Here is a 14,594-nt window from a genome sequence, read left to right as displayed (position 1 = left end):
GGGGGCTGCTGGCGGTTCAGGGCCGAAAGACCGGCCCGATGTGAGACGGGTCACAGCGGAGGCCGTCCCAAAGAGGGACACTGGCCTAATCGAACGAAAACCCGGCCCCCGGGGCCGGGCGACAGGAGGCAGAGATGTTCACGCGGCTTGCTCAGCACACCGGCGACATGCAACGCCAGGACGAGGGCGACGCCATCCTCGAGCTCACCGAAGGCATGGACTACGACGACATCGTCGTGATGGTCGCGGGCGTGCTCCAGGAAATGCTCGTCGAGGGCACGGCCATCGAGGACATCGTCGATTCCTTCGACGAAGTGCGCACCACGCTGTGCCTCGACCCCTCCGACATTCGCCGCAAGTTCCACTGACGCCGCGAGCGGCCGTGCCGCCCCACGGGCAAGGGAGACGCCGTCATGACCGACCATGGCTGGGCAGCAGCTTTCGGTGCCGACCTTCACGGGGCGTTCAATCTCGCTTCCGTCCTCGCCGGCAACGGCGTCGGCAACATCGTCGCCGGACATGTGGGCGCCCTGGCCGGCCAGTCGTTCCAGGGCGGTCCTGAGGACCATGCCCTGTTCGGTCACAACGAGGCGCTTGCGCTCGCCGGCAACGGCATCGGCAACGCGGTTCTCGGCGGCATTTCGGCCGCCGCCCACCAGGACATTTCAGGCCATGTCGAGGGGCCCCTGGCCCATCTCGACATCGGCGGCGAAAACAGCGCTACGGCCATCGGCGGGAACGGCTTGGGCAACTTCGTTGTCGGCCCCGTCAGCGCGGTGGCATCCCAGGTCCTGTCCGGCTCCGCTATGGGGGACGACGCCAGCGTCTCCGTGCACGGCGCGAGCTCCTCGCTCGCATCCTACGGCGATCTCCACGCCTTCTGATCGGACGGCGCGTCGGCGGACGCGCTCGGAGCCTCCCAGCGAAAAGTGCGGGTCTGAAGACCCGCGCTCCGACACGGGACCGCGCGACTCCTGACGCGCTCTTGCCTGTGGTTGGAATATGGAGGCGGGTCTGAAGACCCGCGCTTCGACCCGGAGCGCGCGTCTTCAGACGCGCTCTTGCCTGTGGTTAGAATAAAAAGGCGGGTCTGAAGACCCGCGCTCCCACCCGGAGCGCGCGTCTTCAGACGCGCTCTTGCCTTTTCACATGACCGAAACAAAGCGGGTCTGAAAACCCGCGCTCCGGCAGCGCTCTTGCCTGCGATCCCCAACCTGTCTCGCTTCAGGCGACGACGTCGAGCTGGGAGCCGGCGATGACCGTGGTAGTCCGGCCAGCCAGGCTGCGGACGGGCCGGAAGGGTGCAGCCGGACCCCGCTCCAGCACGACCCGGACGGCAGGGCCGGCGGGCTCGTTGGCAGCCGAGATGCCGAGGCGCTCCAGCCATGTCGGCAAGGGCTGCGCGAGACCGGGGCTGCGGGTGCGGATGGATCCGGCGTGGGCGCTGCGGCTGGTCATGGCGATCTCCCCAGTCCTGTCCGGCGCTCCGGCCGGTGGGCGTCCAGCGCCCATGACCAAGGCGTAGGACCTCATCGCATCCGCCGCTGTGAAGTGCGCCACAACCGGCTCGGCACGAAACCGCGCCGGCGGCCTCCGCGACGGGATGGCCGCGGGAGGGCGTTTGACGCGGGGGCGGGCGAATGCGACCCTGACGGCTCCCGTCAACAGAGTGGAGGGGTCTGCGCCGGACGCCCGGGCGGACCTCGCAGAGAGTGTTTGAACTCTTCGTCGCCGTTTTCCTGATTGCCCTGAACGGGCTGTTTTCGCTCTCCGAACTCGCCATCGTTTCTGCCCGGAAGGTCCGGCTGAAAACGCTTGCCGACAATGGCCGCCGTGGGGCGGCCACGGCGCTGGCCCTTGCAGAGGATCCCGGCCGCTTCCTGTCCACGGTGCAGATCGGCATCACGCTGGTCGGCATTCTCGCGGGTGCCTTCTCCGGCGCCGCGCTCGGCCGCCAGCTGGCCGACATCCTCGTGGGAACGGGTCTCTCGCGCGCCGCATCCGACACGGTGGGTTATGTCGCGGTGATCGGCGCGATCACCTACCTGTCCGTGGTGATCGGCGAGCTCGTGCCCAAGAACATCGCCCTGCGCAATGCCGAGGGCATCGCCTGCCTCGTCGCGCCGATGATGAAATTCGTCTCGCGCGTCGCCTCGCCCGTGGTCTGGCTGCTCGACGCGTCCACCCGCCTCATCTTCCGCATCTTCGGCGACGCAGGGCAGGCCGACGCGGTGGTGACCGAGGAAGAACTGCGCACCATCGTCGCGGAGGCCCAGTCGGCGGGTGTCATCGAGGGCGAGGAGCAGGAGATGATTTCCGCGGTGCTGCGCCTCGGCGACCGGCCGGTCCGTGCCGTCATGACGCCGCGGACGGAGGTGCAGTGGCTCGACCTCGGCGAGAGCCCTGCCGCGCAACGGGCCAGGCTGGCGCAGACCTCGCACGCAAGGCTGCCCGTCTCCGACGGCGAGGCCGACAACATCGTCGGCGTGGTGCAGGTGCGCGAGCTCATGGGCCCGCTGATGCGGGGCGAGCCGCTCGACATCGCGATGTACGTGCGGAAAGCGCCGATCGTGCCCGACACGATGGACGCACTCGGCGTCCTCAACGTGCTGCGCAACGCCGACGTGCCGGTCGCGCTGGTTCATGACGAGTACGGGCATTTCGAGGGCATCGTCACGCCCGCCGATCTGCTCGACGCCATCGCCGGCGCATTCAAGTCCGACGAGGGTGCGGAGGAGCCGGAGGCCGTCCAGCGCGACGACGGCTCCTGGTTGCTGGCGGGATGGATGCCGGCCGACGAGATGGCGGAGCGGCTCGGCATCGACCTTCCCGACAATCGCGGCTACGACACGGTGGCCGGCTTCGTCATCCACGCGATGGGCCAGCTGCCCGCGACGGGCGACCATGTCACGACCATGGGCTGGCGCTTCGAGGTCGTGGACCTCGACGGGCGTCGCATCGACAAGGTGCTGGCCATACGCGAGGCGTGAGCTTGCCTACTCCGGCAGGACCCTCGCGATTAGCGTGTCTGATTCCGGCACCGAGGCCGCCCCCCACAGGCCGCGGCCCGATCCGGAAAGGCGGGCCTCCTCGTAAGCCGCCGCCAATGCGGGTTGCGTTCGCCGCAGCGCCGACGACGCGGCCAGCCTGGCGATGACGAGCGCGATCCTGCGGGCATGCTGCTCCGCGTCCCCTCCCCCGGCGAGCGAAGCGGCCTCCCGCGCAGCGGCACGGCCCGTTGCGGTCGCGTCGGCAGCCAGTCGCGAGAGCAGCCGGGCGGCAGCGTCCGGCGCCTTGCGCAGGGCGCGAAGCACGTCGAGCGCCATGACGTTGCCCGAGCCCTCCCAGATTGCGTTGACCGGCGCCTCCCGGTAGAGCCGCGCGAGGCCGAAATCCTCGACGTAGCCATTGCCGCCCAGCACTTCCATGCACTCGGCCAGGAGGTCGGGCGCCGTCTTGCAGACGAGCATCTTGGCAGCCGGCGTGACGATGCGCGCATAAGCCTCCTGCTCCGCATCGCCGGCGCCGTCGAAGGCGAGCGCCAGCCTGAGGGCCAGCGCCGTCGCGCCCTCCACCTCGAGCGCGAGGTCGGCTAGCACCGGACGCATGGCCGGCTGGGTGACGAGCCTGCGCTGGAAGACACTGCGGTGGCGGGCGTGATGCACGGCCATGGCGAGCCCCAGCCGCATCATCGCGGCCGAAGAGACGATGCAGTCGAGCCGCGTCATCTGGACCATCGACAGGATCGTCCGGATGCCCTCGCCTTCCGGCCCGACGCGCTCGGCGTGGCAGGCCTCGAACCGCACCTCGGAGGACGCGTTCGACCGGTTCCCCAGCTTGTCCTTCAGCCGATTGAAGCGAAGGCCGTTCACCTCGCCGTCGGGCCGGTGCCGGGCCAGGAAAAAGCAGGTGAGCCCTGCAGGCGCCTGCGCGAGCACCAGGAAGGCATCGCACATCGGCGCGGACATGAACCATTTCTCGCCGTCGATCCGCCAAGCGCCGCCGTCCGGCACCGCCCGTGTCTCGTTGCTGCGCACGTCCGTGCCGCCCTGGCGCTCGGTCATGCCCATCCCGATGGTGATGGCGTCCTTCTCCCACCACGGCACGAAGCCGGGGTCGTAGGAGCGGCCGGCCAGCTTCGGCGCCAGCCGGGCGAAAAGGCCGGGTTCGCGGGCCAGCGCGGCACCACTCGCCTGCGTCATGGTGAGCGGGCAGACATGTCCCGCCTCGGCCTGGCATTCGAGATAGAGACGCGCCGAACGCCCGACGTGACCGCCCTGTGGCGCACCGGCCAGCCCGACGGGAACATGCAGCCCGGCGGCCATGCCGTGATCCATCAGCATGTGCCAGGCCGGATGAAAGTCGACGGTGTCGAGCGGCTCGCCGCGGGGGTCGAGGCTTCGGAGGTTCGGCGGGTTCTTGTTTGCGGCGCGCGCGAACTCGGCCATCTCGGCGGAGCCGCACTCACGCCCGAACGCGGCCAGCCCCAGGCGCCCTGGGTCGCCGCCGTTCGCGACGACCGCTTCCCGCAACGCCGCGTCCTCGCCCCACAGGTCGCGGTCGAGAAAGAGAGGCGGCTGATTCATCGATGGCCCGTCCGTGCCGGGCGGGTGGGCCCCGCGCGTGCCGGGGACGATGCGCCGCGCGGGCCAGCCGGGTCAACCGGCGCGGGCGGGGACAAATCCCTGCGCCGCGCCGGAGAAAGCCGTGGGTCAGCCGCAGCGGCGGACGCGGCGCGTCACCATGTCGCCGTCGTCAGTCTCCTTGCGGATGACAACGGTCCGGCAGCGCTCGCCGTAGCGGCGCTCGACGATGGTGCCCGTCCGTTCGCGGTCATACCGGTGCTCGCGGCGCCACTGGCGGCGCTCCCAGTTGTCATCGTGGTCACGCCCTACCGTGACGCCGCCGGGTCCGATGCGGACCTCCTGGGCGGGAGCGGCCGTGGCGAGCAGGCAAAGCGCGCCGAGGGAAATCATGGTGGTTTTCAGCATTTCAAGTCCTCCATCTGGAAGACCCACAACGCTCGGGACCCGGCTTGTTTCCAGACCGTCCGGGGTGCCCCGGTCGGCGTCGGCACCGATGGTTTACGGGGCACGACCCGGCCCCCTCCAGTCCCGTCGGATTGAGTTCCGATGGCTAAATGCTTTGAGTCTCGTTGAGCTTCAGCTTAACGTATGCCGCACGTAAGGTGGGTCATTGGGCGACGAAGCCGGACCCATGCGGCGGGGGACGCGCGTATGCTGACAGCACGGACACTCGGCGGGATCGCCGGGACAGCGATGGGCATGGTGCTGGCCTTGTGGGCCGCCGCGCCTGCTGCGCGGGCACAGGACGCGGCACAGCCCGCCGTGGCCGCCCCGGCGGAAACTCCCGCCGACACCGCCTTCACCCGCGAAGAGCTGCGCAAGCTGCTGGCGCCCTACGCGCTGTTCCCCGACGCCCTGCTCGCCCAGCTGCTTCCCGCCAGCGCCTACCCGATCGAGATCGTGCAGGCCTCCCGCTGGCTCTCGAAAAACAAGGCGGCAATTGCCAAGAAGGATTTCTCCGGCATCGACGCTCAGGCCTGGGACCCATCCGTCAAGGCGCTGGCCCGCTTCCCGGACCTGGTCGAGAAGTTGAACGCGGACCTCGACGCCACGACCGACCTTGGCGACGCGTTCGTCAACCAGCCCGACGAGGTGGCGCTGGTCATCCAGGACCTGCGGCGCGAAGCGCAGAAGGCAGGGTCCCTGAAGACGACGAAGCAGCAGCGCGTCACCTCGCAAAAGCAGGGGACCAGCCAGACCGAGTACATCGTCATCGAGCCGACGGACCCGCAGGTGATCTACGTGCCCGCCTACGATCCCATGCTCGTCTACGACGAATCCTACGTGACCGGTTCGAACGTCGCCTCCGGCCTCATCGGCTTCGGGCTCGGTGTCGCGGTCGGCGTGGCGGTCGACAATGTCTGGGATTGGGGCCGCGGCTGGGTCTATCCGCCGCGCTGGCCCGGCTATCCCGGCTACCGGCCGGGCTGGAACGGCAACAACAACATCAACATCGATCGTGACGTCAATATCGGCAACGGCAACACCATTGTCGGCGGCGGCAACACCATCGGGGGCGGCAACACCGGGAACGGCAACACCCGGCCCTGGCGGCCCGATGGGGACCGCTACCGCCCCGGTCAGGGGTCCAAGCCGGGACTGGCCAATCCCGACAGGCGGCCCGGGGGTGGAACGGCGAACCGGCCGTCTGCCCCGGGCAATCTGAACCGGCCGACGACGCTCCCGGCCGTTCAGCCCGGCAGCCGGCCGAATGCAGGCGGCGCTGGCCAGCGGCCGGAGACACGCCCCGCGATCCAGAACCCGAAGCTTCCGGATACCCGCGACGTCAAGAGGCCCGAGGCCAAGCGGCCGGAAGCCAAGAGACCGGAAGGCAAGCGGCCCGAGGTCAAGAACCCCGGTGCTGTACGGCCGGCAACGCGGCCTGCGCCACCCCGGGACACGGCGTTCGGAGATGCCCGGCTCGGTGGCGCATCGAAGCAGTTCGAGCAGCGCGGCGCGGCGAGCCGTCAGGCGGTGCAGCGCCCCGCCAGCGCTCCCCGTCCCGACTTCAACCGCGGCGGCGGAGGCGGGCGGCCCCAGATGGGCGGTGGCGGGGGCCGGCCCCAGATGGGCGGCGGCGGAGGCGGGCGGCAACAGATCCAGCGCGGCGGCGGCGGCGGCCGTGGCGGCCGCGGGCGCTGAGAAGGAAACGAGTCATGCGAAACCTCCTCCTCCTTCTCGCCGCCCTGCTCGCAACGGCGCTCGCGGGCGCTCCCCAGGCCCGTGCGCAGCAGACCTTCGCTTCGCCCGATGATGCGGCAAAGTCGCTCGTCGAGGCTGCCCGGAGCCCGGAGGGCGGCATGCTCGACCGAATTTTTGGTCCGGGCGCGAAAGACCTGCTGTCGTCCGGCGATGCCGACACCGACCGCAAGCGGCTCGACGATTTCCTGGCGCTGGCCGAAAACGGCAGCGGCAAGGCGGAGCGCCCGGATGGCACGACCGCACTGACCTTCGGCAGCGGCGGCTGGGAGTTCCCCATTCCGCTGCGCAAGGAGGGGGAGGCGTGGCGGTTCGACCTCGCGGCCGGCAAGCAAATCATCCTGGACAGGCGCATCGGCCGCAACGAAACCGAGGCCATCAACGCTTGCAGCGACTATGTCGCTGCCCAGCGCGAATACTTCTCCCAGCTGCGCGACGGCCAGCCCGTGCAGCAGTACGCGGCCCGGCTGATCAGCTCGCCCGGACGCCAGGACGGCCTGTGGTGGGAGCCGCGCGACCCCGCAGACCGCAGCCCCCTCGGCGATCGCATCGCCCACGAGGCTGGGGATCCGCGCAAGCTGCAGTCCTACCGTGGCTACGTCTACCGCATCCTCACCGAGCAGGGCCCGTATGCGCCGGGTGGAGCCTATGACTACAAGGTGAGCGGACGGCTCCTGGCAGGCTTCGCCCTCATGGCCTTCCCGGAGACATGGGGCGAGACGGGGGTGATGACCTTCCTGTGCGACCAGCGGGGCCAGGTCTGGCAGAAGAACCTCGGCGCGGACACACGGCAGGCCGCGCTGAAGATGCGCTCCTTCAATCCCGGACCGGGATGGGAACCCGTGCAGCCCTGAGGCCGGGGTCTGCCTCAGGTCAGCCGGCGTCTTGCAGGGCGGGACGTGATCCCGGCGCCGCCCTGTCCAGGACACGCTGAAAGCGCCCGTTCGGCATCGGCCGGGCGAACAGGTACCCCTGTCCCGTGATCCTCCCCAGCGTCGACAGGCAGACGCGCTGCTCTTCCGTCTCGATCCCCTCGGCGACGACCGACAGGTCCAGGCCGCGCGCCAGCGTGAAGAGCGCGGCGACGATCGTCGCCGAGCCCGCATGGTGCGGCAGATCGCGAACGAAGGACTGGTCGATCTTGAGCTTGGTGAAGGGGAACGACTTCAGGTAGCCCAGCGAGGAGTAGCCGGTGCCGAAATCATCGAGCGCGAGCCCGATGCCCCGCGCGCGAAGGTCGGACAGCATCGCGCCCAGGCTGGGATCTGCTTCGAGGAAGAGCGATTCCGTCAGCTCCAGTTCCAGCCGGTCAGCCCCGAGTCCGCTTTCGGCCAGCGCCGCGGCAACGGTGTCGGGAAGGTCGCCGCGGGCGATCTGCGCTGCGGAGACGTTGACAGCCACCTTGATCGGCTTCGGCCATTGTGCCGCGTCCGAGCAGGCCTTGCGCAGCACCCACGCACCGATCTGGTGGATCAGGCCAAGCTCTTCGGCGAGTGGAATGAAGACCCCGGGTGACACCGACCCCTTGCCGGGCCGATGCCAGCGCAACAGCGCTTCCGCGCCCGTCACCTCTCCTGTCGCGAGATCGATCTGCGGCTGGTAGTGGACCTCGAATTGCTCGTCAGCGAGAGCGACCCAGAGATCCTGTTCGATCTCACGCCGCTCGGCAGCGGCGCGCTCGAGCTCCTCGTCATAGATGTGAAAACGAGCCCCGCCTTCAGACTTCGCTCGCGCGAGCGCGAGATGGGCGCGCCTCAGTGCCGAGCCAGCGCTATCCCCCGGCGCCAGCGGCGCGAGGCCCAGGCTGATCGCCATGGGCCCGCGCACCCGTGACAGGTCGAGGGGTTCGGCGAGGGCAGCGGCCAGCCGCCCGGCGAGAGCTTCGAGCGCGGTGCTGTCCCCGCAGGTGAGAAGCGCGGCAAACTCGTCGCCGCCGAGCCTGGCAGGCATGCCGCTGTTTCCGATGACCTCGGCGATGCGCCGCGCCACCTCGCGCAGAACCTCGTCGCCCGCCGCTTGCCCCAGGGCGTCGTTCACCCAGCCGAAGCGATCGAGGTCGGCGATCAGCACCGCGCGCTCCGGCCCTGAATCTCCGCCGGAGAGGGCAGTCGTGAGATCGGCCATGAAGCGGTTGCGGTTGGGCAGCCCGGTGAGCGCATCGAAATGGGCGAGGAAGTCGATCCGCCGTGCCGCCTCCCGCTCCTCTGTCACGTCGCGGAACGTGAGGCAGACGGCAACGGAGCCGGCGTCGCTGGCCCCGTCGGGATCGGACGAGGACAGCCGTGAGACCGTCGCGACGTATTCGATCGTGCGCGGCCCCTCCCGGCTGCCGACCACGGTTTCGCCGGTGCGCGTTTGCGGCCTGTCCGGCTGGACTGCCTTCGCCAGCATCGCGGCTACCGCGAGGTGCAGGTCGCGGGGCAGCACGTCCCCGGCGGCTGCATCGACGAGCGTCTCGCGCGAGCGGCGCAGAATGTCTCCGGCGACACGGCTGGCCGCACGCACGACCCCTTCGCGGTCGACGACGAGAATCCCGGTGAAGTTGTCGTCGATGACCCGGTCGAGCAGCGCACGCAGGTCCTGGGACTGGGCCCGGGCAGCCAGCCACAGCCGCCGGCGTTCCGCCACCTCCGCCCCGACTGCGCCGCAGACGAAGAAGAGCAGCGCGACATGGAGAACGGACGTGTCGGCGGAGATACCGCGGGTGACCTGAACGGAGATCGCGACCGCCTCGATGCACAGTGCCAGGACCGCCGCACCGGCGAGCGTCGCCGGCAGGCGCAGCCTGGGAGCGCCGACGAGAGCTACCAGCGTCAGAATGGCGAGCGCCGCAAAGCCTGCGGGCAGCCCGGCGTCCCGGATTTCCCTGCGCTGCAGGAGAGTCTCGGTGGCGAGCGCCTGCACCACGGGGCCCGGCATGGCGACCGCCGTGGGAACGTGGAACACGTCGCGCAGCTCGGGCGCCGTCGCGCCGATGATGACCTTGCGGCCCTTGACCCGGTCGGCATGCACATTGCCGTCCAGCAGGTCGGCCGCCCTGATCCGCTCGATCGTTTCCTGCCGGATCGAGAAGTCTATGCCGATGCCGCCCTGGGGTGGATCGATGCGCCCGCCCAGCAGCACCGGCATGGACGGCATGTTCACGCCGTCGACGACGGCACCGGCCGGAAAGCGCCTGAGCACGCCGTCCCTGTCGGGAAAAACGTCGACGAGGCCGAGCCAGGAGTGCTCGGCGAAGCGCTGCATCGGGATGATCTTGCGCTCGGCCTTGCCGTCGTAGCGAAGCGAACGCATGGCCGCGAGAAGCACTTTCCCGTCCGCATCGGCGAGCGCGCTCTCGAACGCCTGGTCTCCTTCAGGGGTCGAGCGGGAACTGAAGTCGACGTCGAAAGCGATGTCGGCCGCGCCGAAGCCGGCGAGCAGATTGACCAGGCGCGCATGCACGTCGCGCGGCCATGGCCAGATGCCCACGCGCGAGAGGCTGTAGCTGTCGATTGCGACGACGACGACACGACCCGAAGCAGGACGGGGCGAAACCGAAAACCTCTGGTCACGCAGCGCGTCGGCCAGCGGCGAGAGAATGCCACCGAGCCAGAGCGCCGCGGCGGCGCATGCGAGCGCGACGACGACCAGGCCGCGCCGCACGCCGTGAGGGTACACGCCTGCGGTCGCGTTGCGGTTTGGCATCGGGGGCTCGCTCTCTCGATGCCGCGCCGTCAGGCGCCCCTGCCGTTTCCGCGGCCGTTGCCGTTCCCACCGGCGTTGCCGTTTCCATTGCCACCGGCGTTGCCGTTGCCATTTCCGCCGGCATTGCTGTTGCCGGCGCCGCCGGCCTTTCCGTTCGCGGCGGCAGAGGATGTACCGCCATCGGCCTTGCCTCCGGCTGCCCGCGCGGCAACGCTGCGTCCGTTGCTGGCATCCGCCTCGCCGTCGGCGGCATTGTCGCGGCCGTTCGCCTTCCCGGATGGGCCGGACGCCCTGGCCTTGGCGGCGGCCAGTTGTCCCTCCTGGGTCGTCACCGTCGCCCAGCCATCATTGCCGATCTGCCAGGCGGTGCCCACCGGCGGTGCGTTCAGAACGCGATGAGGGCGGACGAGGGGAGCGCGTGGCATGCCCGGGCGGATGGTCGGAAGGGCGCCCGGCCCGCCGACCAGAAGCCCGGAAAGGCTCTGTCGTGTCGCCGCGCGCTCGCCGGCGCGCAGCGTTGCCATCGACCCCGACCGGAAGTCCTGTACCTCGACGACGCCCTCGCGGACGCCGACATCGCTCCGCGGCCCGGCCACCATCACGACGAACCGCGTTCCCTTGACCACCGCGGCCATGGCAGGCGTTTCGACGGAGAAGTAAGGCTGCTGGTGCTTGGTGAGATTGAACTCGACCACCCCGTTGCGCTGGACAGCCGTCGTCTCGAGACCAGCCATGCCAGGGCGCATCTCGATCGAGGTGTTGGGGCCGACCATCATCCCACCCTGCGGGCCAGTCAGCTTCACGCGCGCGCCCTGAGCAGTGATGATCTGCACGCCCGGACCGATTACGACGCCCACCTCGACAGGAGTTCGTTTCGTGCCGTCCTGGATCCAGGCCGGGCCCTGCACGCGCTCGACCGTCCAGGTCTGGGCCTGAGCCGGAGCACACAGAGAGACGAGGAGAAGCGCAAATGCGCTGGCTAGTACGCGGATCTGGGACACGTCACGCTCTCACCTGGAAACCAAGCAACGCTGGCATGAACTTCTTGATTTTCTGCAAAGCAGATTGAATGGCTGAGCTTAAGTCAATAATTTCAGGTACTTAGCTGCATGAAGTCGCTAGGGACAATCCGATGAGTCGTCGGACGAGGCATGCAAAAGCCACCCGATCGGAAGTAGGAAGCCGCGTGGCGGAGACGTTCCGCCGGCACCGTATGAATTTACTGGCTGCTGTTTCTTCGGTCTCGAAAGCAGGGCTCCTTTTTCTTTCTCAGGACATGCTGTAGTCCATCTTGGACATGTGAAAGGCCGTTAAAGGCTGTCAACAAATGTAACTGGTTGTTTACTTCCCACCTTTTTGCAACTTAGCAAAATGTTCAAACGAATGCGGTTCACTCTTCTTCAGAAGGAGAGTGCCATGTTTAGGAAGTTCCGTAAGGACACGAGGGGGTCGCTGGCAGTGCCGTTCGCGCTGTCCCTCGTCCCGCTGGTTGTCGCCATCGGCTGCAGCCTGGACTATTCGCGGTATTCCCACGCACGAACCACTCTGCAGACGATCGCAGACGCGTCGGCGCTCGCCGCGAACCGCTACACGCTCTCCACCGCGCAGCAGGTCCAGAGTGCGGTCGACACCTTCGCCCGCGCCCAGCTCGCCACGAGTTCCTCTTTCCTCCAGGACCTCACAACCACGAGCAGCATCTCCGCCGACAAGCGCACCATCACCGTAACGCTGAGCGCGCGCGTGAAGAGCACGGTCACGCAGCTGATCGGCCAGACCTTCTGGAGCCTGAGTGCCTCGTCCGAGACCATCCGCGGCCAGGACAGCCAGCTCGAGCTCGCACTCGTCCTCGACAACACCGGCTCGATGGGCGATCCGGCCTCCAACGGGCAGACCAAAATCGCCAACCTCATCACTCAATCCAAGAAGTTGATCGACACGCTCACCTCCGACCCGCAGGCCAGCGTCAAGATCGGCCTTGTTCCGTTCACGCAGTACGTGAACGTCGGAACCGCTAATCGCTCCGCTTCGTGGATGAACGTGCCGGCAGATTATTCGACCAGCACAAACTGCGACAAAAAGGGCAAGAACTGCACGATCACGAATTACATCTGGTCAGGCTGCGCGACATCCCGGGTCGGCTACAACACGGTGGATACGACATCCCCGGCCTATCCGGGCCTGATGATCGTGCAGGGCTCTACCAGCCCCTGCCCCGTCATTCCTGTCCAGCCACTCTCGACCAACTTCACAAATCTCAAGACCCAGATCGGCAACATGAAGGCTTCGGGCAGCACCTATGTCCCGGGCGGCCTGACATGGGGCTGGAACGTCCTGTCCTCCTCGGTGCCCTACACCGAGGCCGCTGCCTACGACCCCAACAATCGCAAGCCACGCAAGGCAGTCGTGCTGATGACGGACGGCGAAAACACGGTGAGCATGTCCGCCGACGGCACTCACAACGGAACGTCGCAGACGACGGCAGACACGGCGTCATCCGCCCTCTGCACGAACATGAAGGCTCAGAAGATCGAGGTCTTCGTGGTGGCGTTCATGGTCACGAACACGGCCGCAAAGACGATGCTGTCGAAATGCGCCACGGACGCGACCTACTATTTCGACGCGGCCGATGCCACCGCCTTCCAGGCTGCCTGGGACAAGATCGCGTACTCCCTGCGCACCCCCTACCTCGCCAAGTGAGGCACCGGAAGCTTCGCCTGCTTTCTGGCCACCTGCCCAATTTAGCGACACGCCGGGCCTGGAGCGCGGGTCTTCAGACCCGCTCGTTCCCCCTCAGTCGCAAAGAGCGCGTCTGAAGACGCGCGCTCCGGCAGCACGGCCCCTCTGGCACGCCCATTGCAAAGCTCACCGTATTGAGTTGGTGGCTAGGGTTCCGCGTCGCTCCGCGACGGCTGGTCCGAGAGCTGCCGGCTCCGCGGGAGACATCCGTGGAGCGCACGGCGGGATAAAATCCCGGGAGACCTCAGTGGCCAGGTACTGGCACTCGGGTCGATGCCAGTTCCGCAGGCCCAACAGCCGTGGAGTGGGCGATGACATTGAAGACGCTGATCACGAAGAGCCTGGCCGCTTGCGCCCTCACCGTCGTCCTCGCGACGGGGTCGGCCCAAGCGGAGAAGAAGACCGAGTTCCGCCTCGCCTGGTCCATCTATGTCGGCTGGATGCCGTGGCCGTGGGCGGCGGAGCAGGGCATCGTCAAGAAGTGGGCCGACAAGTACGGCATCAAGATCGACGTCGTGCAGGTCAACGACTATGTCGAGTCCATCAACCAGTACACGGCCGGCGGCTTCGACGCGCTGACCGTCACCAACATGGACGCGCTGTCGATCCCCGCCGTGGGCGGCGTCGATACCACGGCCGTCATCATCGGCGACTTCTCGAACGGCAACGACGCCGTGATCCTGAAGGACAAGAAGGCGCTGGCCGACATCAAGGGCCAGACCGTCAACCTCGTCGAGTTCTCCGTCTCCCACTATCTGCTCGCCCGCGCGCTCTCGACGGTCGGGATGTCGGAGAAGGACGTGAAGGTGGTCAACACGTCGGATGCCGACATGGTGGCCGCCTACGCCACCAAGGACGTCACCTCCGTCGTGACCTGGAACCCGCTGGTGGCGGAGATCCTGAAGAGCCCGAACGCCACCTCGGTGTTCAACTCCTCGCAGATCCCCGGCGAGATCATGGACCTGCTCGTCGTGAACACCGCGACGCTGAAGGACAACCCGGACCTCGGCAAGGCGCTCGCCGGCATCTGGTACGAGACCATGGCCGTGATGTCGGCCGAAACGCCCGCCGGGAAGGCGGCGCGAGAGGCGATGGGCAAGGCCTCTGCCACGGACCTCGCGGGCTTCGAAGCACAGCTCAAGACGACGCGCATGTTCTACAAGGCGGACGAGGCGGCTGCCTTCGCCCGCAGCCCGGAGGTGGGGAAGACGATGGACAATGTCCGCAGCTTCCTCTTCCAGCACAACCTTCTCGGCAACAACGCGCCCTCCAAGGACGTGGTGGGCATCGAGCTCGCGGACGGGACCGTGCTGGGCGACAAGGCCAACGTGAAGTTCCGCTTCACCGACGCCTGGATGGCGGCCGCGAAGCCCTGACGGCGAGCGG

12 protein-coding genes and 1 riboswitch are annotated in these 14,594 nt (G+C 68.1%); of the genes, 7 read left to right on the top strand and 5 right to left on the bottom strand.

Going from position 1 to position 14,594, the window contains the following annotated elements; all coding sequences use genetic code 11:
- The first annotated feature begins 134 nt into the window (after positions 1 to 134).
- Positions 135 to 368, top strand: a complete 234-nt coding sequence (locus AC5JCN_RS00165; RefSeq protein ID WP_495752978.1) for a hypothetical protein — start codon at positions 135 to 137, stop codon at positions 366 to 368.
- A gap of 45 nt (positions 369 to 413) precedes the next feature.
- Positions 414 to 884: a hypothetical protein gene (locus AC5JCN_RS00160; RefSeq protein ID WP_495752977.1), complete on the top strand. Its 471-nt coding sequence runs from the start codon at positions 414 to 416 to the stop codon at positions 882 to 884.
- Positions 885 to 1,224: 340 nt separating this feature from the next.
- Here AC5JCN_RS00160 and AC5JCN_RS00155 read toward each other — a convergent pair whose 3' ends face one another.
- The gene (locus tag AC5JCN_RS00155; protein WP_495752976.1) at positions 1,225 to 1,458 is read right to left on the bottom strand and encodes a hypothetical protein; all 234 of its coding nucleotides are present in this window, start codon (positions 1,456 to 1,458) and stop codon (positions 1,225 to 1,227) included.
- A gap of 254 nt (positions 1,459 to 1,712) precedes the next feature.
- Between AC5JCN_RS00155 and AC5JCN_RS00150 the strand changes: the two genes are divergently transcribed.
- Entirely contained in the window at positions 1,713 to 2,990 is a 1,278-nt protein-coding gene (locus tag AC5JCN_RS00150) for a hemolysin family protein (protein ID WP_495752975.1), read from the top strand.
- Positions 2,991 to 2,996: 6 nt separating this feature from the next.
- On the opposite strand, the gene AC5JCN_RS00145 is transcribed toward AC5JCN_RS00150, so the two are convergent.
- Together AC5JCN_RS00145 and AC5JCN_RS00140 are read right to left on the bottom strand one after the other, a co-directional pair.
- Entirely contained in the window at positions 2,997 to 4,586 is a 1,590-nt protein-coding gene (locus tag AC5JCN_RS00145) for an acyl-CoA dehydrogenase family protein (RefSeq protein WP_495752974.1), read from the bottom strand.
- A gap of 126 nt (positions 4,587 to 4,712) precedes the next feature.
- Positions 4,713 to 4,991 carry a hypothetical protein gene (locus AC5JCN_RS00140; RefSeq protein ID WP_495752973.1) on the bottom strand — a complete coding sequence of 93 codons (279 nt, stop codon included), beginning with the start codon at positions 4,989 to 4,991 and terminating at the stop codon, positions 4,713 to 4,715.
- 246 nt (positions 4,992 to 5,237) lie between these two features.
- On the opposite strand from AC5JCN_RS00140, the gene AC5JCN_RS00135 reads away from it, so the two are divergent.
- Both AC5JCN_RS00135 and AC5JCN_RS00130 read left to right on the top strand, forming a co-directional pair.
- A complete protein-coding gene (locus AC5JCN_RS00135) occupies positions 5,238 to 6,728 on the top strand; it encodes a DUF3300 domain-containing protein (RefSeq protein ID WP_495752972.1) in 1,491 nt (496 codons plus the stop codon).
- Positions 6,729 to 6,742: 14 nt separating this feature from the next.
- Positions 6,743 to 7,639, top strand: coding sequence for a DUF2950 domain-containing protein (locus AC5JCN_RS00130; RefSeq protein WP_495752971.1), 897 nt, complete (start codon positions 6,743 to 6,745; stop codon positions 7,637 to 7,639).
- Positions 7,640 to 7,658: 19 nt separating this feature from the next.
- Here the strand turns inward: AC5JCN_RS00130 and AC5JCN_RS00125 are convergent, their stop codons facing one another.
- Together AC5JCN_RS00125 and AC5JCN_RS00120 are read right to left on the bottom strand one after the other, a co-directional pair.
- Entirely contained in the window at positions 7,659 to 10,472 is a 2,814-nt protein-coding gene (locus AC5JCN_RS00125; protein WP_495752970.1) for an EAL domain-containing protein, read from the bottom strand.
- Between the two features lie 29 nt (positions 10,473 to 10,501).
- Positions 10,502 to 11,473, bottom strand: a complete 972-nt coding sequence (locus tag AC5JCN_RS00120; protein WP_495752969.1) for a FecR domain-containing protein — start codon at positions 11,471 to 11,473, stop codon at positions 10,502 to 10,504.
- Positions 11,474 to 11,888: 415 nt separating this feature from the next.
- Between AC5JCN_RS00120 and AC5JCN_RS00115 the strand changes: the two genes are divergently transcribed.
- Positions 11,889 to 13,169 carry a TadE/TadG family type IV pilus assembly protein gene (locus AC5JCN_RS00115; RefSeq protein ID WP_495752968.1) on the top strand — a complete coding sequence of 427 codons (1,281 nt, stop codon included), beginning with the start codon at positions 11,889 to 11,891 and terminating at the stop codon, positions 13,167 to 13,169.
- 174 nt (positions 13,170 to 13,343) lie between these two features.
- Positions 13,344 to 13,451, top strand: a riboswitch (guanidine-I (ykkC/yxkD leader).
- 68 nt (positions 13,452 to 13,519) lie between these two features.
- Positions 13,520 to 14,584 (top strand): putative urea ABC transporter substrate-binding protein, encoded by a 1,065-nt coding sequence (locus AC5JCN_RS00110; protein WP_495752967.1) that lies wholly within the window; start codon positions 13,520 to 13,522, stop codon positions 14,582 to 14,584.
- Positions 14,585 to 14,594 lie beyond the last annotated feature (10 nt).

Source organism: Alsobacter sp. (assembly GCF_059501845.1).
This window is presented reverse-complemented; position numbering and strand designations above follow the sequence as displayed.

Coding starts and splice junctions, on each gene's coding strand:
- AC5JCN_RS00165 (WP_495752978.1), top strand. CDS start 135: ATGTTCACGCGGCTTGCTCAGCACACCGGCGACATGCAACGCCAGGAC.
- AC5JCN_RS00160 (WP_495752977.1), top strand. CDS start 414: ATGACCGACCATGGCTGGGCAGCAGCTTTCGGTGCCGACCTTCACGGG.
- AC5JCN_RS00155 (WP_495752976.1), bottom strand. CDS start 1,458: ATGACCAGCCGCAGCGCCCACGCCGGATCCATCCGCACCCGCAGCCCC.
- AC5JCN_RS00145 (WP_495752974.1), bottom strand. CDS start 4,586: ATGAATCAGCCGCCTCTCTTTCTCGACCGCGACCTGTGGGGCGAGGAC.
- AC5JCN_RS00140 (WP_495752973.1), bottom strand. CDS start 4,991: ATGCTGAAAACCACCATGATTTCCCTCGGCGCGCTTTGCCTGCTCGCC.
- AC5JCN_RS00135 (WP_495752972.1), top strand. CDS start 5,238: ATGCTGACAGCACGGACACTCGGCGGGATCGCCGGGACAGCGATGGGC.
- AC5JCN_RS00130 (WP_495752971.1), top strand. CDS start 6,743: ATGCGAAACCTCCTCCTCCTTCTCGCCGCCCTGCTCGCAACGGCGCTC.
- AC5JCN_RS00125 (WP_495752970.1), bottom strand. CDS start 10,472: ATGCCAAACCGCAACGCGACCGCAGGCGTGTACCCTCACGGCGTGCGG.
- AC5JCN_RS00115 (WP_495752968.1), top strand. CDS start 11,889: ATGTTTAGGAAGTTCCGTAAGGACACGAGGGGGTCGCTGGCAGTGCCG.
- AC5JCN_RS00110 (WP_495752967.1), top strand. CDS start 13,520: ATGACATTGAAGACGCTGATCACGAAGAGCCTGGCCGCTTGCGCCCTC.